37 protein-coding genes are annotated in these 26,209 nt (G+C 64.2%); 35 read left to right on the top strand and 2 right to left on the bottom strand.

The window, feature by feature from the left end; translation table 11 throughout:
* The first annotated feature begins 43 nt into the window (after positions 1-43).
* From OC550_RS10955 to tuf, 5 genes are all read left to right on the top strand, one after another.
* Positions 44-2,134: an acyltransferase family protein gene (locus OC550_RS10955; RefSeq protein ID WP_262105811.1), complete on the top strand. Its 2,091-nt coding sequence runs from the start codon at positions 44-46 to the stop codon at positions 2,132-2,134.
* Between the two features lie 266 nt (positions 2,135-2,400).
* Positions 2,401-2,775, top strand: coding sequence for a 30S ribosomal protein S12 (rpsL, locus tag OC550_RS10950; protein ID WP_262105810.1), 375 nt, complete (start codon positions 2,401-2,403; stop codon positions 2,773-2,775).
* Between the two features lies 1 nt (position 2,776).
* Positions 2,777-3,247, top strand: coding sequence for a 30S ribosomal protein S7 (gene rpsG, locus OC550_RS10945; protein ID WP_262105809.1), 471 nt, complete (start codon positions 2,777-2,779; stop codon positions 3,245-3,247).
* Between the two features lie 68 nt (positions 3,248-3,315).
* Complete coding sequence (fusA, locus tag OC550_RS10940) at positions 3,316-5,418, top strand: elongation factor G (protein WP_262105808.1); 2,103 nt, start codon at positions 3,316-3,318, stop codon at positions 5,416-5,418.
* Between the two features lie 230 nt (positions 5,419-5,648).
* Positions 5,649-6,839, top strand: a complete 1,191-nt coding sequence (gene tuf / locus OC550_RS10935; protein WP_262105807.1) for an elongation factor Tu — start codon at positions 5,649-5,651, stop codon at positions 6,837-6,839.
* Positions 6,840-6,944: 105 nt separating this feature from the next.
* On the opposite strand, the gene OC550_RS10930 is transcribed toward tuf, so the two are convergent.
* On the bottom strand, positions 6,945-7,328 hold the full coding sequence (locus OC550_RS10930) for a VOC family protein (RefSeq protein ID WP_262105806.1): 384 nt from the start codon (positions 7,326-7,328) through the stop codon (positions 6,945-6,947).
* A 147-nt stretch (positions 7,329-7,475) separates the two neighbouring features.
* Here OC550_RS10930 and OC550_RS10925 point away from each other — a divergent pair, with 147 nt between their 5' ends.
* Positions 7,476-7,616 (top strand): hypothetical protein, encoded by a 141-nt coding sequence (locus OC550_RS10925; RefSeq protein ID WP_262105805.1) that lies wholly within the window; start codon positions 7,476-7,478, stop codon positions 7,614-7,616.
* 30 nt (positions 7,617-7,646) lie between these two features.
* Here OC550_RS10925 and OC550_RS10920 read toward each other — a convergent pair whose 3' ends face one another.
* Complete coding sequence (locus tag OC550_RS10920) at positions 7,647-9,119, bottom strand: GH1 family beta-glucosidase (RefSeq protein ID WP_262105804.1); 1,473 nt, start codon at positions 9,117-9,119, stop codon at positions 7,647-7,649.
* Positions 9,120-9,643: 524 nt separating this feature from the next.
* On the opposite strand from OC550_RS10920, the gene rpsJ reads away from it, so the two are divergent.
* From rpsJ to OC550_RS10775, 29 genes are all read left to right on the top strand, one after another.
* Complete coding sequence (gene rpsJ, locus OC550_RS10915) at positions 9,644-9,952, top strand: 30S ribosomal protein S10 (RefSeq protein WP_003803825.1); 309 nt, start codon at positions 9,644-9,646, stop codon at positions 9,950-9,952.
* Between the two features lie 16 nt (positions 9,953-9,968).
* Positions 9,969-10,622, top strand: a complete 654-nt coding sequence (gene rplC / locus OC550_RS10910) for a 50S ribosomal protein L3 (RefSeq protein ID WP_262105803.1) — start codon at positions 9,969-9,971, stop codon at positions 10,620-10,622.
* Between the two features lie 4 nt (positions 10,623-10,626).
* Positions 10,627-11,229 carry a 50S ribosomal protein L4 gene (gene rplD, locus OC550_RS10905; protein WP_262105802.1) on the top strand — a complete coding sequence of 201 codons (603 nt, stop codon included), beginning with the start codon at positions 10,627-10,629 and terminating at the stop codon, positions 11,227-11,229.
* A complete protein-coding gene (gene rplW, locus OC550_RS10900; RefSeq protein WP_139005744.1) occupies positions 11,226-11,531 on the top strand; it encodes a 50S ribosomal protein L23 in 306 nt (101 codons plus the stop codon). The genes rplD and rplW overlap by 4 nt, the downstream gene beginning before the upstream one ends.
* A gap of 30 nt (positions 11,532-11,561) precedes the next feature.
* Complete coding sequence (gene rplB / locus OC550_RS10895; protein ID WP_262105801.1) at positions 11,562-12,401, top strand: 50S ribosomal protein L2; 840 nt, start codon at positions 11,562-11,564, stop codon at positions 12,399-12,401.
* Positions 12,402-12,413: 12 nt separating this feature from the next.
* Positions 12,414-12,695 carry a 30S ribosomal protein S19 gene (rpsS, locus tag OC550_RS10890; RefSeq protein WP_262105800.1) on the top strand — a complete coding sequence of 94 codons (282 nt, stop codon included), beginning with the start codon at positions 12,414-12,416 and terminating at the stop codon, positions 12,693-12,695.
* Between the two features lie 39 nt (positions 12,696-12,734).
* Positions 12,735-13,100: a 50S ribosomal protein L22 gene (gene rplV, locus OC550_RS10885; RefSeq protein ID WP_005267738.1), complete on the top strand. Its 366-nt coding sequence runs from the start codon at positions 12,735-12,737 to the stop codon at positions 13,098-13,100.
* The gene (gene rpsC / locus OC550_RS10880) at positions 13,101-13,928 is read left to right on the top strand and encodes a 30S ribosomal protein S3 (protein WP_262105799.1); all 828 of its coding nucleotides are present in this window, start codon (positions 13,101-13,103) and stop codon (positions 13,926-13,928) included.
* Positions 13,929-14,345 (top strand): 50S ribosomal protein L16, encoded by a 417-nt coding sequence (rplP, locus tag OC550_RS10875; RefSeq protein ID WP_262105798.1) that lies wholly within the window; start codon positions 13,929-13,931, stop codon positions 14,343-14,345. It abuts the gene before it with no gap.
* A 2-nt stretch (positions 14,346-14,347) separates the two neighbouring features.
* Positions 14,348-14,677, top strand: coding sequence for a 50S ribosomal protein L29 (rpmC, locus tag OC550_RS10870; RefSeq protein ID WP_262105797.1), 330 nt, complete (start codon positions 14,348-14,350; stop codon positions 14,675-14,677).
* On the top strand, positions 14,674-14,964 hold the full coding sequence (gene rpsQ / locus OC550_RS10865; RefSeq protein ID WP_262105796.1) for a 30S ribosomal protein S17: 291 nt from the start codon (positions 14,674-14,676) through the stop codon (positions 14,962-14,964). The genes rpmC and rpsQ overlap by 4 nt, the downstream gene beginning before the upstream one ends.
* A 384-nt stretch (positions 14,965-15,348) precedes the next feature.
* The gene (rplN, locus tag OC550_RS10860; protein WP_005267743.1) at positions 15,349-15,717 is read left to right on the top strand and encodes a 50S ribosomal protein L14; all 369 of its coding nucleotides are present in this window, start codon (positions 15,349-15,351) and stop codon (positions 15,715-15,717) included.
* Positions 15,718-15,720: 3 nt separating this feature from the next.
* Complete coding sequence (gene rplX, locus OC550_RS10855; protein ID WP_262105795.1) at positions 15,721-16,086, top strand: 50S ribosomal protein L24; 366 nt, start codon at positions 15,721-15,723, stop codon at positions 16,084-16,086.
* A complete protein-coding gene (gene rplE / locus OC550_RS10850; protein WP_262105794.1) occupies positions 16,086-16,655 on the top strand; it encodes a 50S ribosomal protein L5 in 570 nt (189 codons plus the stop codon). Before rplX ends, rplE begins: the two co-directional genes overlap by 1 nt.
* A 61-nt stretch (positions 16,656-16,716) precedes the next feature.
* Positions 16,717-17,115 carry a 30S ribosomal protein S8 gene (gene rpsH, locus OC550_RS10845; RefSeq protein WP_262105793.1) on the top strand — a complete coding sequence of 133 codons (399 nt, stop codon included), beginning with the start codon at positions 16,717-16,719 and terminating at the stop codon, positions 17,113-17,115.
* An 18-nt stretch (positions 17,116-17,133) separates the two neighbouring features.
* Positions 17,134-17,670, top strand: a complete 537-nt coding sequence (rplF, locus tag OC550_RS10840; RefSeq protein WP_262105792.1) for a 50S ribosomal protein L6 — start codon at positions 17,134-17,136, stop codon at positions 17,668-17,670.
* A gap of 2 nt (positions 17,671-17,672) precedes the next feature.
* Positions 17,673-18,044, top strand: coding sequence for a 50S ribosomal protein L18 (gene rplR / locus OC550_RS10835; protein WP_262105791.1), 372 nt, complete (start codon positions 17,673-17,675; stop codon positions 18,042-18,044).
* Between the two features lie 29 nt (positions 18,045-18,073).
* Positions 18,074-18,751, top strand: a complete 678-nt coding sequence (gene rpsE / locus OC550_RS10830; RefSeq protein WP_262105790.1) for a 30S ribosomal protein S5 — start codon at positions 18,074-18,076, stop codon at positions 18,749-18,751.
* Positions 18,752-18,753: 2 nt separating this feature from the next.
* Positions 18,754-18,969, top strand: coding sequence for a 50S ribosomal protein L30 (gene rpmD, locus OC550_RS10825; protein WP_262105789.1), 216 nt, complete (start codon positions 18,754-18,756; stop codon positions 18,967-18,969).
* Between the two features lie 2 nt (positions 18,970-18,971).
* Positions 18,972-19,424 carry a 50S ribosomal protein L15 gene (rplO, locus tag OC550_RS10820; protein WP_262105788.1) on the top strand — a complete coding sequence of 151 codons (453 nt, stop codon included), beginning with the start codon at positions 18,972-18,974 and terminating at the stop codon, positions 19,422-19,424.
* Between the two features lie 190 nt (positions 19,425-19,614).
* Entirely contained in the window at positions 19,615-20,928 is a 1,314-nt protein-coding gene (gene secY / locus OC550_RS10815) for a preprotein translocase subunit SecY (protein WP_262105787.1), read from the top strand.
* On the top strand, positions 20,925-21,500 hold the full coding sequence (locus tag OC550_RS10810) for an adenylate kinase (protein ID WP_262105786.1): 576 nt from the start codon (positions 20,925-20,927) through the stop codon (positions 21,498-21,500). The genes secY and OC550_RS10810 overlap by 4 nt, the downstream gene beginning before the upstream one ends.
* An 80-nt stretch (positions 21,501-21,580) precedes the next feature.
* Positions 21,581-22,408: a type I methionyl aminopeptidase gene (gene map, locus OC550_RS10805; RefSeq protein ID WP_262105785.1), complete on the top strand. Its 828-nt coding sequence runs from the start codon at positions 21,581-21,583 to the stop codon at positions 22,406-22,408.
* A gap of 41 nt (positions 22,409-22,449) precedes the next feature.
* Positions 22,450-23,463: a P1 family peptidase gene (locus OC550_RS10800; protein WP_262105784.1), complete on the top strand. Its 1,014-nt coding sequence runs from the start codon at positions 22,450-22,452 to the stop codon at positions 23,461-23,463.
* A gap of 162 nt (positions 23,464-23,625) precedes the next feature.
* Positions 23,626-23,847 carry a translation initiation factor IF-1 gene (infA, locus tag OC550_RS10795; RefSeq protein WP_005267757.1) on the top strand — a complete coding sequence of 74 codons (222 nt, stop codon included), beginning with the start codon at positions 23,626-23,628 and terminating at the stop codon, positions 23,845-23,847.
* A gap of 75 nt (positions 23,848-23,922) precedes the next feature.
* Positions 23,923-24,036 (top strand): 50S ribosomal protein L36, encoded by a 114-nt coding sequence (rpmJ, locus tag OC550_RS10790; protein WP_005267758.1) that lies wholly within the window; start codon positions 23,923-23,925, stop codon positions 24,034-24,036.
* 152 nt (positions 24,037-24,188) lie between these two features.
* Complete coding sequence (rpsM, locus tag OC550_RS10785; protein ID WP_262105783.1) at positions 24,189-24,563, top strand: 30S ribosomal protein S13; 375 nt, start codon at positions 24,189-24,191, stop codon at positions 24,561-24,563.
* Positions 24,564-24,608: 45 nt separating this feature from the next.
* Positions 24,609-25,010 carry a 30S ribosomal protein S11 gene (rpsK, locus tag OC550_RS10780; protein ID WP_005267760.1) on the top strand — a complete coding sequence of 134 codons (402 nt, stop codon included), beginning with the start codon at positions 24,609-24,611 and terminating at the stop codon, positions 25,008-25,010.
* A gap of 151 nt (positions 25,011-25,161) precedes the next feature.
* The gene (locus OC550_RS10775; RefSeq protein ID WP_262105782.1) at positions 25,162-26,172 is read left to right on the top strand and encodes a DNA-directed RNA polymerase subunit alpha; all 1,011 of its coding nucleotides are present in this window, start codon (positions 25,162-25,164) and stop codon (positions 26,170-26,172) included.
* The last annotated feature ends 37 nt before the right edge of the window (positions 26,173-26,209 follow it).

The raw sequence follows: 26,209 nt of genomic DNA, 5'->3' as shown, positions 1-26,209 counted from the left end.
CGTATCAACCCGCTGTTTACCTGGACATGACTGACTGCAAGACATGCGATTGAAGGCCCGGCGCAAGTTCCTGCCCGAAATCCAAGCCTTGCGCGCCCTCGCGGTGCTCATGGTGGTGGCCTACCATCTGGAGCCGCGCTGGCTGCCGGGCGGCTTCGTCGGCGTGGACGTCTTCTTTGTTATCTCGGGTTTCCTGATCACCGGCCACATGCTCCGCGAGGTCGAATGCAGCGGAACCCTGTCGCTGCGCAACTTCTGGGCGGCACGCGTGCGCCGCATCCTTCCCGCGGCCCTGCTGACCATCGTCGTGGTGCTCGCCGCGACGTTGCTGCTCGCCCCGATGACCCAGTGGGCCCAGGTCGGCACGCAGGCACTGGCCTCCACGTTCTACCTGCAGAACTGGGTACTGGCCGCGGATTCGGTGGATTACCTGGCCGCCGCCGACTCGGCGACCGCGTTGCAGCATTTCTGGTCGCTGGCGGTGGAGGAGCAGTTCTACCTGTTCTGGCCGCTGCTGGTCCTGCTGGCCATCGCCGTCATCCGCAAGCGGCGCAGCACCTTCAGGTCCCCCGCACGGCACTCCGGACCTTCGCCGGCACGGCTCGCCGTCGTGTTTTTTGCTCTGGTGACGGCGGCCTCGCTGGCCTTCGCGCTCTGGTTCACCTACACCGGAAACCCGGCCGCCTACTTCATCACCCCCACGCGGATCTGGGAACTCGGCCTTGGCGGCCTGCTGGCCGCGGGGCTGAGCTACACGGAGCGTTGGCAGGAGCTGCGCAGCCTATTGGCCCTGGCGGGCCTGGTGACGATTGCCGCGGCAGCCTTCCTGCTCGACGGCGCGGACCCGTTCCCGGGGGCAGCCGCCCTACTGCCGGTCCTCGGTACCATGGCCGTCATCGCCGCGGGACGCACCTCTGGCACGCTTTCGCTGCACCGCCTCGTGGACCTCAAGCCGGTGCAGTGGACCGGCAACATCTCCTACTCGCTCTACCTGTGGCACTGGCCGCTGATCGTCTTCTACAAGACCCTGGCCGGCAAGGAGCCGGGCCCGGCGCCCAGCCTGCTGCTGCTCGCGGCCTCGTTCGCCCTGGCGGCCATCAGCTTCTACTGGGTGGAGACGCCGATACGGAAGTTCGGCTGGCTCAACGTCCGGGCCTGGCGCCCGCTGGCGGCCGGCGCCGCCGCCACCGCCCTGGTCGGGACCCTCGCGTTCGTGCCGGGCAACCAGCAGGAGCGCATCCTCGCCGAGCGGGCGGAGCAGGGCAAGGCTCTGCTGGCAGATCCGCCCGCTGACCTCGGGGTGGGCGCCATGACCCGGGCGGCGGACCGCACGTTCACCGCGGACAGCCAGGTGATCGTCCCGGACCCCGGCCTGGCGGCCGAGGACAATTTCGACGTCGGCGATTGCGCCAGTCCGGCGGACTCGCCGGAGACGCGGGAATGCACCTTCGGGGACAAGGACTCGGACTTCACCGTCGCGCTCGTGGGGGATTCCCACGCCGCCCAGTGGTTCGCCGCGCTGGAACCGATCGCGAAGGAGCGCGGCTGGCGGCTGCTGACCTACCTGCACAACTCCTGCCCGTTCAACCCGGAAATGCGGCTGGCGGAGCGGGACGGAAACCTGGCCTGCACCGAACCGAACGAGAAGACCATGGAACGGCTCACCGGCGGGGGAGACGTGGACGCGGTGATCACCTCCTACTACGCCAGCGCCAACTTCGTGAATTCCGAGACCGGCCACCGTCCGGGGGCGGCAGGATTCGCCGAGTACTGGAACGAACTCGCCGAGGCCGGCGTGGACGTCTATCCGATCGTCGGCACGCCCTCGCCCCGCCGCGAGGGCGGGCTGGCCCGCGACTGCGTGGCCCTAAACTATGGCGAGCCCCAGGACTGCGGGCAGCCGCGCAAGGAGGGGCTGACCGGCGAGGACCTGACCCAGGAGGCGGCTGAGCTGGCACCGAAGGCGCGGGTCCTCGACTTCACGGACGCCTTCTGCGGAGACACCACGTGCCCGGCGGTCATCGGCAATGTCCTCATCTACGCGGACCAGAACCACATCACCCGGACCTACATGCGCACGCTCGTCCCCACGCTGGAGGAGCGGCTGCTCAAGCGCATGGGCGACCGTGCGTGAGGGCGGGGCGACCGCGAATGAGGGGCGCCGGCGATTCTCTGATAGACTGTTACTCGATTGTTTTGTGTGGCAGTGGATGAAGGCCGCTTCCCCCGCTCTGGCGTGGCGGAGGCGGAGCCTGTTTCCGGTCCGCGGGGTTCTTGCGCGGTGAATGCCACACCTTTGCATGCCTAGGGTCGTACACCGCAGCTGCGAAGACGACCGACAGTGCCTGGCCTCGCGAAAAAGCCGGCGAGGCAAAGCCTAGATAAACGGAGATCACGTAAGTGCCTACGATTAACCAGCTGGTCCGCAAGGGCCGCTCACCGAAGGTCAATAAGACCAAGGCGCCCGCGCTTAAGGGCAGCCCCATGAAGCGCGGCGTCTGCACCCGCGTCTACACCACCACTCCGAAGAAGCCGAACTCGGCTCTCCGGAAGGTGGCCCGTGTCCGCCTCAGCGGCGGCATCGAAGTTACCGCCTACATCCCCGGTGTGGGCCACAACCTGCAGGAACACTCCATCGTGCTGGTGCGCGGCGGCCGTGTGAAGGACCTGCCGGGTGTCCGTTACAAGATCGTCCGTGGCGCTCTCGATACCCAGGGTGTCAAGAACCGCAAGCAGGCTCGCAGCCGCTACGGCGCGAAGATGGAGAAGAAGTAATATGCCCCGCAAGGGTCCGGCCCCCAAGCGGCCGCTCGTCGTAGATCCGGTTTACGGATCCCCGCTGGTTACCCAGCTGATCAACAAGGTTCTGGTTGACGGTAAGAAGTCCACCGCCGAGCGCATCGTCTACGGTGCCCTCGAAGGTGCCCGCACCAAGACCGGCAACGATCCCGTGGCCGCCCTGAAGAAGGCCATGGACAACGTCCGCCCCGCCCTTGAGGTCCGCTCCCGCCGTGTCGGTGGCGCAACTTACCAGGTTCCCGTTGAGGTCAAGCCGGGCCGCTCCACGGCCCTCGCCCTCCGCTGGCTGGTCGGTTACTCCAAGGCCCGCCGCGAGAAGACCATGACCGAGCGTCTCATGAACGAGATCCTGGACGCATCGAACGGTCTCGGTGCCGCTGTGAAGCGTCGCGAAGACACCCACAAGATGGCCGAGTCCAACAAGGCCTTCGCCCACTACCGCTGGTAACAGAGCTTGACCGGCGACGGCGGTGATCCGCCGCCGTCGCCAATTGCTCACCTAAAAAGGGAGAAACTGTGGCACTCGACGTGCTTACCGACCTCAAGAAGGTCCGCAACATCGGCATCATGGCCCACATCGATGCCGGTAAGACCACCACTACTGAGCGCATCCTCTTCTACACCGGTGTCAACCACAAGATCGGTGAGACGCACGACGGTGCCGCAACCATGGACTGGATGGCACAGGAGCAGGAACGCGGTATCACCATTACCTCCGCGGCTACCACCTGCTACTGGAACGACAACCAGATCAACATCATCGACACTCCCGGTCACGTGGACTTCACGGTCGAGGTTGAGCGCTCCCTGCGCGTCCTCGACGGCGCCGTAGCCGTCTTCGACGGCAAGGAGGGCGTTGAGCCGCAGTCGGAGACCGTCTGGCGCCAGGCGGACAAGTACGACGTGCCGCGCATCTGCTTCGTCAACAAGATGGACAAGCTCGGAGCCGACTTCTACTTCACCGTTGACACCATCATCAACCGCCTCGGTGCAAAGCCGCTGGTCATGCAGCTGCCGATCGGCGCCGAGAGCGACTTCGAGGGCGTTGTCGACCTGCTGACCATGAAGGCCTTCACCTGGCGCGGCGAGGTCACGATGGGCGCGGACTACGAGATCGAAGAGATCCCGGCGGACCTGCAGGCCAAGGCCGAGGAATACCGCGCGCAGCTGGTCGAGGCCGTTGCCGAGTCCTCCGAAGAGCTCATGGAGAAGTACCTCGAGGGCGAAGAGCCCAGCATCGAGGAACTCAAGGCCGGCATCCGCAAGATGACGATCAACTCCGAGATCTACCCGGTCTACTGCGGTTCCGCGTTCAAGAACAAGGGCGTCCAGCCCATGCTCGACGCCGTGATCGACTTCCTGCCGTCCCCGCTGGACGTTCCCAGCATCCAGGGCCACGCAGTCAACGACGAGGAGAAGGTCCTGGAGCGCCAGGCTGACGCCAGCGCGCCGTTCTCGGCCCTCGCGTTCAAGGTCGTCACGCACCCCTTCTTCGGCCGCCTGACCTACATCCGCGTCTACTCCGGCAAGGCTTCCTCCGGCGCCCAGGTGATCAACTCCACCAAGGGCAAGAAGGAGCGCATCGGCAAGCTCTTCCAGATGCACGCCAACAAGGAGAACCCGGTTGACGAAGTCACCACCGGACACATCTACGCGGCCATCGGCCTCAAGGACGTGACCACCGGCGACACCCTGTGCGACCCGGCGAACCCGATCGTGCTCGAATCGATGAGCTTCCCGGAGCCCGTGATCTTCGTGGCCATCGAGCCGAAGACCAAGGGTGACCAGGAGAAGCTGTCGACCGCTATCCAGAAACTCTCCGATGAGGACCCGACGTTCACCGTCTCCCTCAACGACGAGACCGGCCAGACCGAAATCGGCGGCATGGGCGAGCTCCACCTGGACATCCTGGTGGACCGCATGCGCCGCGAGTTCAAGGTTGAAGCCAACGTCGGCAAGCCGCAGGTGGCCTACCGCGAAACCATCAAGAAGACCGTCGAAAAGGTCGACTACACCCACAAGAAGCAGACGGGTGGATCCGGCCAGTTCGCAAAGGTCCAGGTCTCCTTCGAGCCCCTGGACACCGCCGGCGGTACCTTCTACGAGTTCGAGAACAAGGTCACCGGCGGCCGTATCCCGCGCGAATACATCCCCTCGGTGGATGCCGGTATCCAGGACGCACTGCGCCTGGGTGTCCTCGCGGGCTACCCGATGGTGGGCGTCAAGGCCATCCTGCTCGACGGCGCCTACCACGACGTCGACTCTTCGGAAATGGCGTTCAAGATCGCCGGTTCCCAGGTCCTGAAGGAAGGCGTTCGTCGCGCCAACCCGATCCTGCTCGAACCGCTGATGGCCGTCGAGGTGCGTACCCCTGAGGAATACATGGGTGACGTCATCGGTGACCTGAACTCCCGCCGCGGCATGATCCAGTCCATGGAAGATGCCTCGGGCGTGAAGGTCGTGCGCGCCAACGTTCCGCTGTCCGAGATGTTCGGTTACATCGGCGACCTGCGGTCCAAGACCCAGGGCCGCGCGGTGTACTCGATGCAGTTCGACAGCTACTCGGAGGTCCCGAAGGCAGTAGCCGACGAGATCATCCAGAAGACCCGCGGCGAGTAATCTCCGGTTGCCGTCCCGGTCCGCCGGGACGGCAACCACCTCGCAGTCCGTGCGGCCGAGCCGCGGCCTAAGGACTGCACACAGGCTGACGGGGCGCGCAGGTACTGTGCGCAGCCGGCGGATTCTGTAATTTCCCCAAATATCCAAGCCCGAAGTAGACTTGTTCAGGTTTCGGCAGCGAGAAGCGTTGCCGGAGAGCATGTCTTTTCAAAACGTCCTAGGAGGAACCCGTGGCGAAGGCAAAGTTCGAGCGGACTAAGCCGCACGTCAACATCGGTACCATCGGTCACGTTGACCACGGTAAGACCACGTTGACCGCTGCCATTTCCAAGGTGCTTGCTGACAAGTACCCCGATCTCAACGAGCAGCGTGACTTCGCAGCTATCGACTCTGCCCCGGAAGAGCGCCAGCGCGGTATCACCATCAACATCTCGCACATCGAGTACCAGACCGAGAAGCGTCACTACGCACACGTTGACGCTCCCGGCCACGCTGACTACATCAAGAACATGATCACTGGTGCAGCTCAGATGGACGGCGCGATCCTCGTGGTTGCCGCTACCGACGGTCCGATGGCCCAGACCCGCGAGCACGTTCTGCTCGCCCGCCAGGTTGGTGTTCCCTACCTGCTGGTCGCGCTGAACAAGGCTGACATGGTTGAGGACGAGGAACTCCTCGACCTCGTCGAAATGGAAGTCCGCGAGCTGCTCAGCTCCCAGGAGTTCGACGGCGACAACGCTCCCGTCATCCGCGTTTCCGGCCTGAAGGCCCTCGAGGGCGACCCCCAGTGGGTCAAGTCCGTTGAGGACCTGATGGATGCTGTGGACGAGTCCATCCCGGACCCGGTCCGCGACAAGGACAAGCCGTTCCTGATGCCCATCGAGGACGTCTTCACCATCACCGGCCGCGGTACCGTTGTTACCGGCCGCGCCGAGCGTGGCACCCTCGCCATCAACTCCGAGGTCGAGATCGTCGGTATCCGTCCGATCCAGAAGACCACGGTTACCGGTATCGAGATGTTCCACAAGCAGCTCGACGAAGCATGGGCTGGCGAGAACTGTGGTCTGCTGCTCCGCGGTATCAAGCGCGAAGACGTAGAGCGCGGCCAGGTCGTCGTGAAGCCGGGTTCCATCACCCCGCACACCGACTTCGAGGCCAACGTCTACATCCTGTCCAAGGATGAAGGCGGCCGCCACAACCCGTTCTACTCGAACTACCGTCCGCAGTTCTACTTCCGGACCACGGACGTCACCGGCGTTATCACCCTGCCGGAAGGCACGGAAATGGTTATGCCGGGCGACAACACCGAGATGAGCGTCGAGCTGATCCAGCCGATCGCCATGGAAGAGGGCCTCGGCTTCGCTATCCGTGAGGGTGGCCGCACCGTTGGTTCGGGCCGCGTTACCAAGATCACCAAGTAACTTGGTTTCGTAGGCTCCGCCGGCCGCCATGCGGTCCTGACGGAGCCGGATCGAACTAAGGAAGCCCCGCTGCAGTGCAGCGGGGCTTCCTGTTTTTAATGCCGGCTACATCAGGTTCTGATGCAGGCAGAGGATGTTTCCTTCCGTATCGGTGAACCAGGCGCACCGATCGTGGTCGGAGGTGGCGATGTGGTTCTCAGTCTTCAGCCCGGGCAGGTCGTAGTCCTCGAACCTGACGCCGTGGCCCTCCAGATCCTTCATTTCCGCATCCAGGTCGGCGACTTCGAAGCTGACGGCCGTATGCTCCGACGCCGGAAGGTCCGGACGGCGCAGCAGTTCGAGCGCGGTGTTGCCATCGCTGGTGAAGATGAAGGTATCCGCATCGAGGAGTCCCTTGGCTTTCAGGCCCAAAGACTTCTCGTAGAATTCGCGCGCGCGGTCCATGTCCTTGACCGGCAGGACCGTAGTCATTTTCGTTGTGGTGAGCATGAAGTCCAGCTCCCTCTTGCAGCATTCGGACACTATCCACAGTAGTCTCGTCCGGACCGCCCGAACCTGTGGAATCGGCACAAATTTGGCCCCGGCCGGCTCCGGACTTCCGCCGCTGCGGGATCGGGACGGCAGTAGGATCGGAGCATGGAGTGGATCGTATTCTGGATTGTCATCGGCGTGGTAGTCGCCATCGCCGGCACGGTGATGTGGGGCCGGCGCTATTTCCGGCACGAGATTGAACGGGCCAAGCGGATCCGCCGGGCCAACGACTACGGCCAGCAGTAGGTCGGGCACTAAGGCCTGGCACCGCCGAGGTCAGCGGGAGGCAACGCTGGCGTCCTCGGCCCGCAGGGACGTAACGTCCTGCAGCCACCGGTAGGAGGACTTGGGGATCCGCTGCTGCGTCTCGAAGTCGACATAGACCAGGCCGAACCGCTGGCTGTAGCCTGCCGCCCATTCGAAATTGTCCATCAGCGTCCACACGTAGTAGCCGCGCAGGTCGATGGCTTCCGCGGGCCCGCCGGGCGAGGTCGCCCCGATGGCCGACGCGATATGGTCGGCCAGGTAATTGATGCGCTGGACGTCGGCGATGTGGGGCTCGCCGGTGAGCGCGTCCCGGACCACGACGTCCTGGAAACTGGCGCCGCCCTCGGTGATGAAGACCGGTGGGAGCCCGGGGTAGCGCCGGGCCATTTCGGTGAGGGCCACCGCCAGGTAATCAGGAGCCACGGGCCAGCCGAATCCGGTGCGCTCATACCGGGCCCAGCCGGTGATGTGGAAGGGCAGGTCGGGTGTGTCGTCGAGCTTATGCTCCGGCAATCCCTCCGGAATGGCGTCCGGCCCCGTGCTCGGTCCGGGACCTGGCGCGATCCTGGTGGGGAAGTAGTAGTTCAGTCCGTAGAAGTCCAGGGGCCGGGACATGATCGCCAGGTCCTCGTCGCTGACCTCGGTCAGGTAGTGGAGGAACGGCATCAGCAGCGGGTTGATATCGGAGTAGCGGCCGAGCAGGACCGGATCCGAGAACATGCCGTTGTGCAGGATGTCGAACAGTTCGACCAACCGGTCGTTGATGAAGCCGCCGCGTGCGGGAACGACGGGGGAGTAGACGTTGGTGATGCCGATTTCCCCGGGCACGTTCGCGCCGCGCAGCGCCTCGAGGCTCAGCCCGTGGGCGAGCACCAGGTGGTGCGCGGCCGGCACAGCGTCGAAGAGTCCGGGGCGGCCCGGTGCGTGGATGCCGAGCCCGTAGCCGTTCAGCGCAACGGTCGTCGGTTCGTTGATCGTGACCCAGCGGTGCACCCGGTCGCCGAAGGCGGACGCGGCGATCTCGGCGAAGTCCGCCAGCCGGTAGGCGGTCTCGCGGTTCAGCCAGCCCCCGGCCCGCTCGAGCGGCAGCGGTGTGTCCCAGTGGTAGAGCGTGCACATCGGAGAGATGCCGCGTTCGAGGAGTTCGTCGATCAGCCGGTCATAGAAGTCGAGGCCGGCGGGATTGGCGGGGCCGCGCCCATCCGGCTGGATCCGCGGCCAGGAGAGGGAAAACCGGTAGGAGTCGACGCCGAGCGCGTGGATGAGCCGCACGTCGTCGACCATCCGGTGGTAGTGGTCGCAGGCGGCATCGGCGGTATCGCCGTTGACGATGCGGCCCGGTTCCGCGGCAAAAGCGTCCCAGCCGGAGGGGCCGCGGCCGTCCTCAGCCAGCGCGCCTTCGATCTGGAAGGCCGCAGTGGCGACCCCGAGCGTGAAATCCGGCGGAATCATGGCCGCCAGGCTTTCGGGTGAGATACCCATCGACTGGTCCTTGCGCTCACTGGACCGGCGCACCCTGGCCGGTAGCAAGTAGCATCTCACCTCGGGGTACACTAGTCACGGTCCCGTCTGCAGCATCCCTTACCGGCCCTCCGGCCGATGTGCGAGCCAACGCCGCCGGATTCTAGCCGCAAAGGATGGACGACCACGGCAATCAGCCCTCGATTCGCGTTTCGTGACGATATCTGCCACACTAGATGAGTTGTTCAAGCGCTTCCGTGTGTCTTCATGCGCGACTGCGTCCCGACCGGGATAATGCCCGGTGCAGGGGCAGGTTCCATGGAGCGAGGAGCCCAAATATAACCCACCCCAATCTTGCCGGGCGAAGCTGTGCAGAATGCATGCGACACGCCCGAGCGCGGGGGTCGGAGCCTCGGCAGGGTGAGGAACCCGGAAATTTCCGGATTCAGCCTGTTGGAGGCGCGCCAGGTAAGCCCGTGCGGGCCTTCCGGGGGCGCAGAACTGGAAATTAACAGAGCAGCACTGAGAAAGAGAGCGGAGACGCCATGGCGGGACAGAAAATCCGCATCCGTCTGAAGTCATATGACCATGAGGTCATTGATGTTTCAGCACGGAAGATCGTTGAGACGGTCACGCGTGCAGGCGCAACGGTAGTAGGCCCCGTGCCGCTGCCCACCGAGAAGAACGTGTACTGCGTTATTCGTTCGCCGCACAAGTACAAGGACAGCCGTGAGCACTTTGAAATGCGTACTCACAAGCGTCTGATCGACATTATTGACCCCACGCCGAAGGCCGTTGACTCGCTCATGCGTCTTGACCTGCCTGCAGACGTGAACATCGAAATCAAGCTGTAGGGGAGTGCGGATTATTATGTCTACCACTACACGCCAGGTAAAGGGACTGCTGGGTACCAAGCTCGGCATGACCCAGGTTTGGGACGAGAACAACCGCCTTGTGCCGGTGACCGTCGTCCAGGCCGACTCCAACGTCGTCACTCAGCTGCGCAATGCAGATGCTGACGGTTACACCGCCGTCCAGATCGGCTACGGCCAGATCGACCCCCGCAAGGTGACCAAGCCGCTGGCCGGACACTTTGAGAAGGCCGGTGTCACCCCCCGCCGCCACCTCGTTGAGCTGCGCACCTCGGACGCCGAGTCCTACGAGCTCGGCCAGGAACTCTCCGTGGAAACCTTCGAAGCCGGTCAGAAGATCGACGTCGTCGGAACCTCCAAGGGTAAGGGTTTCGCCGGTGTTATGAAGCGTCACGGCTTCTCCGGTGTCGGCGCTTCCCACGGTGCCCACAAGAACCACCGCAAGCCGGGTTCCATTGGTGGCGCCTCCACTCCGGGCCGCGTCTTCAAGGGTCTGCGCATGGCCGGCCGCATGGGCGCCGTCCGCCACACCACGCTGAACCTGACCGTTCACGCTGTTGACACCGAGAAGTCGCTGCTCTTGATCAAGGGTGCCGTCCCCGGTGCCCGCGGGTCGGTCGTTCTCGTCCGTTCCGCTGTGAAGGGAGCCTAGTCCAATGGCTAACACTGTAAAGGTTGACCTGCCGGCAGAGATCTTCGACGTCCAGACCAACGTGCCGCTGCTGCACCAGGTCGTCGTCGCCCAGCTCGCTGCTGCCCGCCAGGGCACCCACAAGACCAAGACCCGCGCCGAGGTTTCCGGTGCAGGCCGCAAGCCGTTCAAGCAGAAGGGCACCGGCCGCGCCCGCCAGGGTTCGATCCGTGCGCCTCACATGACCGGCGGTGGCGTTGTCCACGGTCCGACCCCGCGCGATTACAGCCAGCGCACCCCGAAGAAGATGAAGGCTGCTGCCCTGCGCGGCGCCCTGTCGGATCGGGCCCGCAACGGCCGTATCCACGTCCTCGACGCACTGGTGTCCGGCGAGAAGCCGTCCACCAAGGGCGCCATCGAGGCACTGCGTTCGGTTTCCGACCGTAAGAACCTGCTTGTCGTTATCGAGCGTGCCAACGATGTGGCGGCCCTGAGCCTGCGCAACATCGAGGAAGTTCACACCATTTACGTGGATCAGCTGAACACCTACGACGTGCTCGTTTCCGACGACGTGGTCTTCACCCAGGCTGCCTACGAGGCATTTGTGAACAAGGAGGACGCCAAGTGAGCGCGACCACCGCTAAGGACCCCCGCGACGTCGTCATTGCACCCGTCGTTTCGGAAAAGAGCTACGGCCTGATCGACGAAGGTAAGTACACCTTCCTGGTCGACCCGCGCTCGAACAAGACCGAGATCAAGCTGGCCGTGGAGAAGATTTTCTCCGTCAAGGTCGACTCGATCAACACCATCAACCGTGCCGGGAAGCGCAAGCGCACCCGTTTCGGATGGGGACAGCGCAAGAACACCAAGCGCGCGATTGTCACCCTGAAGGAAGGCACAATCGACATCTTCGGCGGTCCGCTTTCCTAAGCGGAGACCACTTTAACGAGGAAATAAATTATGGGAATCCGTAAATACAAGCCGACTACCCCGGGCCGCCGCGGCTCGAGCGTAGCCGACTTCGCTGAAATCACGCGGTCGACTCCGGAAAAGTCGCTGGTCCGCCCCCTGTCCAAGACGGGTGGCCGCAACAACTCCGGTAAGATCACGACCCGCCACAAGGGTGGCGGCCACAAGCGCCAGTACCGTCTGATCGACTTCCGTCGCCACGACAAGGACGGCGTGCCGGCCAAGGTTGCCGAGATCGAATACGATCCCAACCGCACCGCCCGCATCGCACTGCTGCACTACGTTGATGGCACCAAGCGCTACATCCTGGCCCCGGCCAAGCTGAAGCAGGGCGACGTTGTCGAAGCCGGAGCCGGCGCCGACATCAAGCCCGGCAACAACCTGCCGCTGCGCAACATCCCGGTGGGTACCGTTATCCACGCAGTTGAACTGCGCCCGGGCGGCGGCGCCAAGATGGCCCGCTCGGCCGGCGCTTCGGTCCAGCTCGTCGCCAAGGAAGGCAAGTACGGCCAGCTCCGTCTGCCCTCCGGCGAAATCCGCAACGTCGACGTGCGCTGCCGCGCAACCGTCGGCGAGGTCGGCAACGCCGAGCAGTCCAACATCAACTGGGGCAAGGCCGGTCGTCTGCGCTGGAAGGGCATCCGCCCGACCGTGCGTGGTGTGGCCATGAACCCGATCGACCACCCGCACGGTGGTGGCGAGGGCAAGACCTCCGGTGGCCGCCACCCGGTCAACCCGAACGGTAAGCCCGAGGGCCGTACCCGCCGCCCCAACAAGGAAAGCGACAAGCTCATTGTGCGTCGCCGTCGTACTGGCAAGAACAAGCGATAGGAGCCTGGGAACATGCCACGCAGCCTGAAGAAAGGCCCCTTCGTCGATCAGCACCTCTTCGTGAAGGTAGCTGCAGAGAACGAAAAGGGCACCAAGAACGTCATCAAGACGTGGTCCCGCCGTTCGATGATCATCCCCGACATGCTCGGGCACACGATCGCCGTACACGACGGACGCAAGCACATTCCGGTGTTTGTCACCGAGTCGATGGTCGGGCACAAGCTCGGCGAATTCGCCCCGACGCGGACTTTCCGCGGCCATGTGAAGGACGACCGTAAGGGCAAGCGCCGCTAGGCGCTCGCTCGTACGGCAGAAGACGAGAGAAGGAAAGCAATGGAAGCCAAGGCTATTGCGCGCCACATCCGCGTAACGCCTATGAAGGCCCGGCGCGTCGTCAACCTTGTTCGTGGCAAGCAGGCGAATGAGGCTCTGGCAATTCTGAAGTTTGCCCCGCAGGCAGCTTCGGAGCCGGTTTCGAAGGTACTCGCATCGGCAGTCGCCAACGCCCGCGTTCTCGCGGACCGTGACGGCGTCGCCTTCGATGAGAGCGACCTCTACATCAGCGAGGCCTTTGTCGATGAGGGCCCGACGATGAAGCGGTTCCAGCCGCGGGCCCAGGGCCGCGCCTACCGCATCAAGAAGCGGACCAGCCACATCACGGTTGTTGTCGCTACCCCGGAGAAAGAGGAGGACCAGTAAGTGGGACAGAAAGTAAACCCGCACGGATTCCGCCTCGGTATCACCACCGACCACGTCTCCCACTGGTTCGCTGACAGCAACAAGGCCGGCCAGCGCTACAAGGACTTCGTTCGCGAGGACGTCAAGATCCGCCAGCTCATGTCCACCGGCATGGAGCGTGCAGGTATCGCCAAGGTTGAAATCGAGCGCACCCGTGACCGCGTTCGCGTGGACATTCACACTGCCCGTCCGGGCATTGTGATCGGCCGCCGCGGCGCCGAAGCAGACCGCATCCGCGGCGAGCTGGAGAAGCTGACCGGCAAGCAGGTGCAGCTGAACATCCTCGAGGTCAAGAACCCCGAGATCGAGGCGCAGCTGGTTGCCCAGGGCATCGCCGAGCAGCTGACTTCCCGCGTGGCTTTCCGCCGCGCGATGAAGAAGGCCATGCAGTCCGCAACCCGCGCCGGCGCCAAGGGCATCCGTGTCCAGTGCTCCGGCCGTCTGGGCGGCGCCGAAATGAGCCGGTCGGAGTTCTACCGCGAAGGCCGTGTGCCCCTGCACACCCTGCGCGCGAACATCGACTTCGGTTTCTTCGAGGCCAAGACCACCTTCGGCCGCATCGGCGTGAAGGTCTGGATCTACAAGGGCGACGTGACGGCGAAGGAACTGGCTGCCCAGCAGGCCGCAGCTCCGTCCTCGCGCGGCCGTGGCGACCGTCCGGGCCGTGGCCCGGCAGACCGTGGTGACCGCCGCCGTCGTACTGACCGCTCTGCAGCTGCCGAGGCCCCCAAGGCCGAGGCTCCCGCTGCGGAAGCAGCCGCTCCGGCTGCAGAAGGAGGAGAGGCTTAAATGCTTATCCCACGTCGAGTCAAGCACCGCAAGCAGCACCACCCGTCCCGCACGGGCAACGCTACCGGCGGCACCCAGGTCAGCTTCGGCGAGTGGGGCATCCAGGCTTTGACGCCTGCGTACGTCACCAACCGCCAGATCGAAGCGGCCCGTATCGCCATGACCCGCCACATCAAGCGTGGCGGCAAGGTCTGGATCAACATCTATCCGGACCGCCCGCTGACCAAGAAGCCGGCCGAAACCCGCATGGGTTCCGGTAAGGGTTCGCCGGAGTGGTGGGTAGCCAACGTCAAGCCGGGCCGGGTTCTGTTTGAACTCTCCGGTGTCAATGAAGAGGTAGCTCGCGAGGCCCTTCGCCTGGCGATCCACAAGCTGCCGTTGAAGGCACGCATCGTGCGTCGCGAAGGTGGTGAATAGAAATGGCAGTTGGTTCGAAGGAACTCGCAACCGATCAGCTCGAGACTTTCGACAAGGACCGTCTCGTCGAGGAGCTGCGCAAGTCCAAGGAGGAGCTGTTCAACCTCCGTTTCCAGTCCGCCACCGGTCAGCTGGAAAACCACGGCCGCCTGAAGGCTGTCAAGCGTGACATCGCGCGCATCTACACGGTGCTGCGCGAGCGCGAGCTGGGTATCCGGCCCGAGGTTGTAGCTTCCGAGGAAGCTCCGGCTGAGAAGAAGGCAAAGAAGTCCAAGAAGGCCGAGTCCGCGGAAGCCGCCGAGACCCCGGCCGCCGAGGATGATGCCAAATGAGTGAGAAGGAAGCATCTGTGACTGAAGCAGCACAGGTTCGCGGCAACCGGAAGACCGCCCGCGGTTACGTGGTCTCCGACAAGATGGACAAGACCATCGTCGTCGACATCGAAGACCGCAAGAAGCACGCCCTCTACGGCAAGGTCATGCGCCGCAACACCAAGGTGAAGGCCCATGACGAGCAGAACACCGCCGGCATCGGCGACCTGGTTCTGCTGGCCGAGACTCGTCCGCTCTCCGCCACCAAGCGGTGGCGCCTGGTCGAGATCATCGAAAAGGCTAAGTAGGACCTGGTTCCTGCAGGTCGGACCCGCCCGCACGGCGGGCGGGTCCGACCCCTTAGGTTTCCCGCCTCGGTCACGTTCCGGCAGCAGCCGGCGAGCTGACCGGGGATGGGTTTGAAGGGGAGCGATCCCCTTGAAAAGTACGAGCCCCTGGCCGCAGATTCAGCTGAATTTCGCGTCCGGGGTGTCTTGGTAATAAACTAGTAATCTTGCCTGTGCCGTTTGGGAAGACTATCCACCTTTCCGCATGGACAGAATAGGCAAATTCCCGCAACCGCCTTCGGCTTTGCGCTCACGCGCGGGCAGGGGGAGCCCGGTGCGGGGTATCCCATATCCGTTCCGCAAGGCTCATTTTCATGAGAACCGGCGCGACGACAGGAGTTATAAGTGATTCAGCAGGAGTCGCGACTGAAGGTCGCCGACAACACGGGTGCCAAGGAAATCCTGACCATCCGCGTTCTCGGTGGATCGGGACGTCGCTACGCAGGCATTGGCGACGTTATCGTTGCCACCGTCAAGGACGCAATTCCCGGCGGCAACGTCAAGAAGGGTGACGTCGTTAAGGCTGTCATCGTTCGTACCAAGAAGGAACGCCGCCGCGCGGACGGTTCCTACATCAAGTTCGATGAGAACGCTGCAGTGATCCTGAAGAACGACGGCGACCCCCGCGGTACCCGTATCTTCGGCCCGGTGGGCCGTGAGCTTCGCGACAAGAAGTTCATGAAGATCATCTCGCTTGCTCCGGAGGTGCTCTAACCCATGGCTAAGTTCAAGATCAAGAAGGGTGACCTGGTCCAGGTCATCACCGGCGCCAAGCAGGACCGCGGCGGCGACCGCGGCAAGCAGGGCAAGGTCCTGAAGGTTTACACGGAGACCAACCGCGTGCTGGTTGAAGGCATCAACCGCGTCACCAAGCACACCAAGGTCGGCCAGTCGCAGCGCGGCACGAAGACCGGCGGCATCGAGACTGTCGAGGCCCCGATCCACATCTCCAACGTGGCCGTTGTCGATCCCGAAACCAAGAAGCCGACCCGTGTTGGCTACCGCACCGAAACCGTCGAGCGCAATGGCCGGGAGCGCACTGTGCGCGTCCGCGTTGCCAAGGGCTCCGGGAAGGACCTCTAATGACTGAGACTGTCACGAAGATCGTTCCCCGTCTGAAGACTCGCTACGCCAGCGAGATCAAGAAGGCCCTGCAGGACGAGTTCAACTACCCCAACGTGATGCAGGTCCCCGGCCTGGTCAAGGTTGTCGTCAACATGGGTGTTGGAGATGCCGCCAAGGACTCCAAGCTCATCGACGGCGCCGTCCGCGATCTGACCCAGATCACCGGCCAGAAGCCGCAGGTCACCAAGGCCCGCAAGTCCATCGCACAGTTCAAGCTGCGCGAAGGCATGCCGATCGGTGCGCACGCTACGCTGCGCGGCGACCGCATGTGGGAATTCATCGACCGCCTGGTCACCCTCGCCCTGCCCCGTATCCGCGACTTCCGCGGCCTCAACGGCAAGCAGTTCGACGGCAACGGCAACTACACCTTCGGTCTGACCGAACAGTCCATGTTCCACGAGATCAATCAGGACAAGATTGACCGTGTACGCGGTATGGACATCACCGTAGTCACCACCGCCAAGACCGACGCGGAAGGCCGCGCGCTGCTCAAGGCGCTGGGCTTCCCGTTCCAGACCGAAGACTAAACCAACTACGTAACAGGTCCGTACCGACGGAAACCGTTACGGGGAAGGGCAAGAGCCCACCATGACAATGACAGATCCTGTCGCAGACATGCTGACTCGTCTGCGCAATGCAAACTCGGCGTACCACGAAACCGTGTCGATGCCGTACAGCAAGCTCAAGGCACGCGTTGCCGACATCCTGAAGGCCGAAGGCTACATCGCCGGCTGGAAGGAAGAAGAGGCAGAGGTCGGCAAGAAGCTGACCATCGACCTCAAGTTCGGCCCCAACCGCGAGCGTTCGCTCGCCGGTGTCCGCCGCATCTCCAAGCCCGGTCTGCGCGTTTACGCAAAGTCCACCAACCTGCCGCACGTGCTGGGTGGCCTGGGCATCGCTATCCTGTCCACCTCTTCCGGACTGATGACTGATCGTCAGGCCGGCAAGAAGGGCGTGGGCGGCGAAGTCCTCGCCTACGTCTGGTAACGGGAAGGAAAGAGAATAATGTCACGTATTGGACGTCTCCCCATCACCGTTCCCTCCGGCGTCGAGGTCAAGGTTGACGGCAACGTAGTTTCCGTCAAGGGCTCCAAGGGCGAACTGACCCACACGGTCGCTTCCCCGATCCAGGTTTCCCTGGAGGAGAGCACCCTTACCGTTAGCCGCCCGAACGACGAGCGCGAATCGCGGTCCCTCCACGGCCTGACCCGCACGCTGATCAACAACATGATCGTTGGCGTGACCGAGGGCTACAAGAAGAGCCTCGAAATCGTCGGCACCGGTTACCGCGTGCAGGCCAAGGGCTCGGACCTCGAGTTCGCCCTGGGCTACAGCCACCCGGTTCCCGTCAAGGCTCCCGAGGGCATCACCTTTGCAGTAGAGGGTCCGACCAAGCTCTCTGTATCGGGAATCAACAAGCAGCAGGTCGGCGAGGTTGCTGCCAACATCCGCAAGCTGCGGAAGCCGGACCCCTACAAGGGCAAGGGCATCCGTTACGCAGGCGAGCAGATCCGCCGCAAGGTCGGAAAGGCTGGTAAGTAATCATGGCTATCGGAATTAAGGGTAAGAGCAAGTCTGCCGCACGCGGCCGCCGCCACCTGCGGGTCCGTAAGCGCATCACCGGCAGCGCGGTCCGTCCGCGCCTGGTGGTCAACCGCTCCGCGCGCCACGTGTTCGTCCAGGTTGTCGATGACAGCAAGGGCATCACCGTCGCTTCGGCTTCCACCATGGAAGCCGACCTGCGTTCGTTCGACGGCGACAAGACCGCCAAGTCCAAGCGCGTCGGCGAGCTCGTCGCCGAGCGTGCCAAGGCTGCCGGCGTCGAGGCCGTTGTCTTCGACCGCGGCGGCAACCGGTACCACGGCCGCATCGCGGCAGTGGCCGACGGCGCACGCGAAGGTGGGCTGGCACTGTGACCGCTGAGAATAACGAAAAGGAAACTCAGGTGACTGAAGCAACTGAGACCACCGCGACCGCAGGTACCGCCGAGAAAGCTTCGACCCAGGACGACCGCCGCGGCGGCCGTCGTGGTGAGCGCAGCGATCGCGGCGGACGCGGGGACCGTGGCGGCCGTGGTGGCCGCGACAACGCCCGCGACGCCGAGAAGGACAAGTACCTCGAGCGCGTCGTCACCATCAACCGCGTCGCCAAGGTAGTCAAGGGCGGACGCCGCTTCAGCTTCACCGCTCTGGTGGTTGTCGGCGACGGCAACGGCCTGGTCGGTGTCGGCTACGGCAAGGCCAAGGAAGTTCCGGCCGCTATCGCCAAGGGTGTGGAAGAGGCCAAGAAGTCCTTCTTCCGCGTTCCGATCGTGGCCGGCACTGTGCCGCACCGCGTTCAGGGTGAGGCAGCCGCAGGCGTCGTCATGCTCCGTCCGGCATCCGCCGGTACCGGTGTTATCGCCGGTGGCCCGGTCCGCGCCGTACTCGAGTGCGCCGGTGTCCACGACGTGCTGTCGAAGTCGCTCGGCTCCTCCAACGCGATCAACATCGTCCACGCCACTGTGGATGCACTGCGTCGCCTCGAAGAGCCGCAGGCCGTGGCTGCCCGCCGCGGGCTGCCCATGGACGAGGTCGTTCCGCCGGTGCTGCTCCGCAGCCTCCAGCAGAAGGCAGGTGTCTAATCATGCAGACGACCCCGAAGAATCTGACTCCGTCCGAAGGACAGTTGGAAATCACCCAGATCAAGTCCGTCATTGGCGGCAAGCAGAATCAGCGCGACACGCTGCGTTCACTGGGCCTGAAGCGGATCGGACACACCGTTGTCCGCAACGCCGACGCCGTGACCGTGGGCATGGTCAACACTGTTTCTCACCTGGTAAAGGTTGAGGAGGCGAAGTAGGAATGGCAGAAGAGAAGACTCTGAAGGTCCACCACCTGCGTCCTGCCCCCGGTGCCAAGACCGCCAAGACCCGTGTTGGTCGTGGTGAAGGCTCCAAGGGCAAGACCGCTGGCCGTGGTACCAAGGGCACCAAGGCCCGTTACCAGGTCAAGGCAGGCTTTGCCGGTGGCCAGCTGCCGCTGCACATGCGCCTGCCGAAGCTGCGCGGTTTCAAGAACCCGTTCAAGGTGGAGTTCCAGGTCGTGAACCTGGACAAGCTCAACGAGCTGTTCCCCGAGGGCGGCGAGGTCACCGTGGAGACGCTGGTGGCCAAGGGCGCGGTCCGCAAGAACCAGCCTGTAAAGGTTCTGGGTACCGGCGACATCACCGTCAAGGTCGATGTGAAGGCTCACGCCTTCTCCGCCAGTGCCGCTGAGAAGATTGCTGCCGCCGGCGGCTCCATCACGGAGCTCTAAATCCCGTCGGTAGTGGTCATCCACAGCCATGAGTAAACTCTTGGTGGCCGGTTTTATCCGGCCACCAAGAGTTTCTTTTCGTTAAAAGCCCGTATTCACCGGCGTGAGTTCAGCCGGTCCATGCTGAACCGATAGACTCGGTTCTTGTGTAATGCCGCTCGACGGCATCGAATGACTTTCAGGAGGACGCTTGCTTAGCGCAATTGGCCGGGTATTCCGGACGCCTGACCTGCGACGCAAGTTGTTGTTCACGCTCGGTATCATCACCATCTACCGCATGGGTGCCTTCATCCCGGCACCCGGTGTTGATTACGGCAACGTTCAGCAATGTTTGGCGTTGGGTAACACCACGGGCGGGCTCTACCAGTTCGTGAACCTCTTCAGCGGCGGCGCGCTGCTGCAGGTGTCCATCTTCGCCCTCGGCATCATGCCGTACATCACGGCGAGCATCATCGTGCAGCTGCTGCGCGTGGTGATTCCGCGCTTCCAGGAACTGCACCAGGAAGGCGCGCAGGGCCAGTCCAAGCTGACCCAGTACACGCGCTACCTGACCATCGCCCTCGGCCTGCTCAACGCGACCACGCTGGTCTCGCTGGCCCGCAGCGGCGCCCTGCTGGGCAACTGCCCGGTGCCGATCATCCCGGACGACAGCCTGGTCACGATCATCCTGCTCATCATCACGCTGACCGCCGGTACCGGCCTGATCATGTGGATGGGCGAGCTGGTGACGGAAAAGGGCGTCGGCAACGGCATGTCGATCCTGATCTTCATCTCGATCGCCGCCGGCTTCCCGTCCTCGCTCGGCGAGATCCTCCGCGCCCAGGGCGTGAACATCTTCATCGGCGTGATCATCATCGGCCTGTTCGTGGTCGCCGCCGTCATCTTCGTGGAGCAGTCGCAGCGCCGCATCCCGGTGCAGTACGCCAAGCGCATGGTCGGCCGCCGGACCGTCGGCGGCACCAGTACCTACATCCCGATCAAGGTCAACATGGCCGGCGTCATCCCGGTGATCTTCGCGTCGTCGATGCTCTACCTGCCCACCCTGATTGCCCAGTTCAACACGCCCACGGACGGCACCACGGCGCCGCCGGAGTGGGTCAACTGGATCAACACCTACTTGGTCAGCGGGGACCATCCGCTCTACATGGTGGTCTACTTCCTGCTGATCGTCTTCTTCACCTACTTCTACGTCTCCATCACGTTCAACCCGCAGGAGACGGCGGACAACATGAAGAAGTACGGCGGCTTCATCCCGGGCATCCGTGCCGGCCGCCCCACGGAGGAGTACCTCTCCTACGTGCTTGCCCGGATCACGCTGCCGGGTGCCCTCTACCTCGGCCTCGTGGCCCTGATTCCGCTGATCGCCCTGGTGCTGATCAACGCGAACCAGAACTTCCCGTTTGGCGGAACCTCGATCCTCATCATGGTGGGTGTGGGTCTTGAGACGGTCAAGCAGATCAATGCCCAGCTACAGCAACGCCACTACGAAGGACTATTGCGATGACGAAGATGCTCATTATTGGCCCGCCCGGTTCGGGCAAAGGAACCCAGGCCTCCCGCATTTCCGAGCGGCTGGGCATCGTTGCGATTTCTACCGGTGACATCTTCCGCGCCAACGTGAAGGAAGAGACGCCGCTGGGCATCGAGGCCAAGAAGTACATCGACAAGGGAGACTTCGTCCCCGACAGCGTCACCAACAACATGGTGCGCGACCGCCTGAAGCAGGACGACGTCGAGCCCGGCTTCCTGCTCGACGGTTACCCGCGCACCACTGCGCAGGTGGAGGAGCTGGACAGCATCCTGGCCGATGGCGAAGAGTCGCTGGACGTGGTCCTGCAGCTGACCGCCGACGACGAGGAGCTGGTCAAGCGCCTCCTCAGCCGCGCGGAGCTGGAAGGCCGCGCCGATGACAACGAGACGGTCATCCGGCACCGCCTGGACCTCTACCACGAGCAGACCGAGGCCGTCGTGTCCCGGTACGCCGAGCGCGGCATCCTGACCAAGGTCGACGGCATCGGGCCGATCGACGAGGTCACCGACCGCATTATGGACGCGCTCAAGAGCGTCACCGCCTAACCAGGCATGAACCTTAACCGCAGGCCCTGTTCTTCCGGACAGGGCCTGCGGCCTTAGCAGGAACAGAAGGAACCCCGCACATGGCATTCGGCCAGCCCAGCATCGAATACAAGACCACCGAGCAGATCCGCCGGATGCGCAAAGCCGGCCTCGTGGTCAGCCGCGCCCTCGACGCCGCCCAGGCAGCCGCCGTCGTCGGCGCCACCACCGCGGACATCGACGCCGCCTTCGAAGCTGTGCTCGACGCCGAAGGAGCCAAGAGCAACTTCAAGGGCTACCACGGCTTCCCCGCGACGGTCTGCGTCTCCGTGAACGAGGAGGTGGTCCACGGGATTCCGGGCGGCAAGGTCCTGCAGGACGGCGACATCCTCTCCATCGACGGCGGCTGCAGCGTCGACGGCTGGCACGGCGACTCGGCCCGCGGCGTGATCGTAGGCACGGCGGACCCGGAGGACCAGCGCCTCTCCGACGTCACCGAGGAAGCCATGTGGCGCGGCATCGCGGCCCTGGCCAACGGCTCCCGCGTCGGCGACATCGGCAACGCCATCGATGACTACGTCAGCAGCGTCCCCGGCAAGCCGCTGGGCATCCTCGAGGACTACGTCGGCCACGGTATCGGCACCGCCATGCACCAGGCCCCGGACGTGCTCAACTATCGCACCAAGCACCGCGGCCCGAAGATCCGCCCCGGGCTGTGCCTCGCCATCGAACCCATGCTGGTCCGCGGCGACATCGAGACGAAGACCCTCGACGACGACTGGACCGTCGTCACCACCGACGGCTCCCGCTCCTGCCAGTGGGAGCACACCGTCGCCGTGCACGAGCGCGGCATCTGGGTGCTCACCGCGGAGGACGGCGGCGTCGCCAAGCTCGCGCCGCTCGGCGTCACCCCCGTCGCCCTCGACTGAGCCCGGCGCCGGCAGGCGTCTACGCGTGGCAGGATGAGGCCATGTCTTCCATAACGGACGTGCCGGGGATCCGAGTGGGCCAGGTCGAGCGGATCGGCGACGGCTGGCTGACGGGCGTGACGGTGGTGCTGCCGCCGCCGGGGACCGTCGGCTCCGTGGACGTGCGCGGGGGAGGGCCGGCGACGCACGAGACCGACGCTTTGGACCCGACGACGCTCGTGCCGGAGGTCGACGCGGTGGTGCTGACCGGCGGCAGCGCGTTCGGTCTGATCGCGGCGCACGGGGCCCAGCGCTGGTGCGAGGAGCAGGGCCGGGGGTTCCGCACCCGCGAGGCCGTGGTGCCGATCGTCCCGGCGGCGGCGATCTACGACCTGGGTCGGGGCGGGGACGTCGCGGCGCGGCCCACGGAGCAAATGGGGTACGACGCCGCAGCGGCCGCGGGTGACTCGCGGGAGTTTGCCGCGGTGCGGCGGGGCAACGTCGGCGCGGGGACCGGCGCGGCCGTGGATCAGCGCCGCTACAAAGGGGGAGTGGGGACGGCCTCGCTGCGGATGGGGGAGGACAACGCGGACATTGTGGTGGGCGCCCTCGCGGTGGTCAACGCCGCCGGCGCCCCGACCGGGCTGTCACGCCCCGTCGCTCTTGAGGCCCAGGCGGGCCCGGGCGGAACCGGAACGGTGGCCGGAGTCCCGGACAGGACGCCACCGGGAGCCGGCCACGTTACGGGGCAGCGCGGTCCGCTGAACACGACGCTGTGCGTGGTGGCAACCAACGCGGTGCTGGATCCGGCGCAGGCCAAGCGGACGGCGTCGGCCGCCCACGCGGGTCTGGCCCGTGCGCTGAGCCCCTCGCACACGCTGGCCGACGGCGACGTCATCTTCGCGCTGGCCACCTGCCGGCGCGAGCTGGCCGCCGGCACGGACGGCGATCCGCGGATGGACCTGCAGATCCTCGCGGCCGAGGCGGTCCGCCTGGCAATAGCGGACGCCGTGGCGAGTGCCGAAGCGGTGGAAACACCCGCCGTCGTACTTGCAAAGCATCCGGATTTAACTTAAACGACCCTCTGGGGTACAGTTGTCTGTTGGTTGTCTCTGTTTTCATGCCCAGTTCCGGGCCCGGAACCGCCGGAAACGGCGGCTTTCGTTGAAAGCCTCGAGGCGAACAAACCCAAAAATTCCAGCCCCACACTGTGGTGGTTACTGACGTTAGCGGAGGATATGGCTAAGAAAGACGGTGTCATTGAGATTGAAGGCACTGTGCAGGAAGCTCTGCCCAACGCGATGTTCCGCGTTGAGCTGACTAACGGACACGTTGTGCTTGCTCACATCTCAGGAAAGATGCGTCAGCACTACATCCGGATCCTCCCCGAGGACCGGGTCGTAGTGGAACTCAGCCCGTACGACCTCTCGCGGGGCCGTATCGTCTACCGCTACAAGTAAAGGCCAACTCCCGCGGGCAACTGCGGGGCGAGGTAGTTACGCAAGCAACAACTGCAAATAACGCAAAGGAAAACCATGAAGGTCCAGCCGAGCGTCAAGCGGATTTGTGACAAGTGCCAGGTGATTCGTCGCAAGGGTAACGTCATCGTGATCTGCGAGAACCCGCGCCACAAGCAGCGCCAGGGCTAAGCTCCCTGCTTCGGCAGGGGCGCTCCCGCGCGTAGTAACTCAATAAGGCAGCACCGCAGGGAAACCTGCACACCCCCGGTACGGAGGCCGGGGACCTGGACACAGGAAGGTGCTGCTTCAGACCTCCGGATACAACAAGGAGAACCGCCAATATGGCTCGTCTCGCTGGCGTAGATATTCCCCGCGAAAAGCGGGTAATCATCGCCCTGACTTACATCTACGGCGTGGGTAAGACCCGTGCAGAGCAGACCATCGCGGAGACCGGGATCAACCCGGACACCCGCGTAAAGGACCTCACCGACGCGGAGCTCGTGCAGCTGCGTGACTACATCGAGGGCAACTACAAGGTAGAAGGTGACCTCCGCCGCGAGGTCGCCGCCGACATCCGCCGCAAGGTCGAGATCGGCAGCTACGAAGGTATCCGCCACCGCCGTGGCCTGCCCGTCCGCGGACAGCGCACCAAGACCAACGCTCGCACCCGCAAGGGCCCGAAGCGCACCGTCGCCGGCAAGAAGAAGACCCGCTAAACAGCTGGCCCTCTAGCTACCAAACAACCTTTGTAGGAGAAATACATGCCCCCCAAGACTCGTGGAGCGGTGCGTAAGCCGCGTCGCAAGGATAAGAAGAATATTGCGCTTGGACAGGCGCACATCAAGAGCACCTTCAACAACACCATCGTGTCCATCACGGACCCGACCGGTGCCGTCATCTCCTGGGCTTCGGCCGGCGAGGTTGGCTTCAAGGGCTCCCGCAAGTCCACCCCGTTCGCCGCGCAGATGGCTGCTGAGTCCGCTGCAAAGCGTGCCCAGGAGCACGGCCTGAAGAAGGTCGACGTCTTCGTGAAGGGCCCGGGCTCCGGACGCGAAACCGCCATCCGTTCGCTGCAGGCCGCTGGCCTTGAGGTCGGCTCCATCCAGGACGTCACCCCCAGCGCCCACAACGGATGCCGTCCCCCGAAGCGCCGCCGCGTCTAATTAGCCGTTTCGTCGTTCCCTCGGCCGCTGGCCGGGTTCCCTCGCGGGGATCCGGGCAGCGGCCGAAGGGGCCACTTCCGGCTGACTAGCCGCCCTTTTCCACCAATTCGTGTTGCGTCATATAGCGGACGCTCGCTGAAAGGAAATCTAAGTGCTCATTGCACAGCGCCCAACTCTTACCGAAGAAGTAGTAGCGGACAGCCGCTCCCGGTTCGTCATCGAGCCGCTGGAGCCGGGCTTCGGCTACACCCTTGGGAACTCGCTCCGCCGTACCCTGCTGTCCTCGATCCCCGGTGCCGCCGTTACCAGCATCCGGATCGACGGGGTCCTGCACGAGTTCACCACCGTTCCGGGTGTCAAGGAAGATGTCACCGAGATCATCCTGAACATCAAGAACCTGGCAGTTTCCTCCGAGCATGACGAGCCCGTCGTGGCCTACCTGCGCAAGCAGGGCCCCGGCGTCGTCACCGCTGCGGACATTGCCCCGCCGGCCGGCGTGGAATTCCACAACCCGGACCTGCACATCGCCACCCTGAACGAAAAGGGCAAGTTCGAGCTCGAGCTGACCATCGAGCGCGGCCGCGGTTATGTTTCCGCGGCCCAGAACAAGGCCGGCGACTCGGAGATTGGCCGCATCCCGGTCGACTCCATCTACTCGCCGGTCATGAAGGTCACCTTCAAGGTTGAGGCGACCCGTGTTGAGCAGCGCACCGACTTCGACCGTCTGATCGTCGACGTCGAAACCAAGGATTCCATCGCACCGCGCGACGCCGTCGCCTCTGCCGGAACCACCCTGGTCGAGCTGTTCGGCCTGGCCCGCGAGCTGAACACGCAGGCTGAAGGTATCGAGATCGGCCCGAGCCCGACGGACGCCGCCCTGGCTGCCGACATGGCTCTGCCCATCGAGGACCTCGAGCTGACCGTGCGTTCCTATAACTGCCTCAAGCGTGAGGGCATCCACACCGTGGGTGAGCTCGTTGCCCGCTCCGAGGCCGACCTGATGGACATCCGGAACTTCGGTGCCAAGTCCATCGACGAGGTCAAGGCAAAGCTTGTCGAACTGGGTCTGTCCCTGAAGGATTCCCCTCCAGGATTCGACCTGGCCGCCCGCGCTGCCGCCATCGAAGAGGACGAAGAAGCCTTCGGCGAGGACGAACTCTAAAACGCAGGAATTCGCCGTCGTGGTGCTAGGTAGCGCC

The organism is Arthrobacter sp. Marseille-P9274 (genome assembly GCF_946892675.1).
GTDB lineage: Bacteria > Actinomycetota > Actinomycetes > Actinomycetales > Micrococcaceae > Crystallibacter.
The sequence above is the reverse complement of the archived record's forward strand: the minus strand, read 5'-3'. Positions and strand labels throughout refer to the sequence as shown.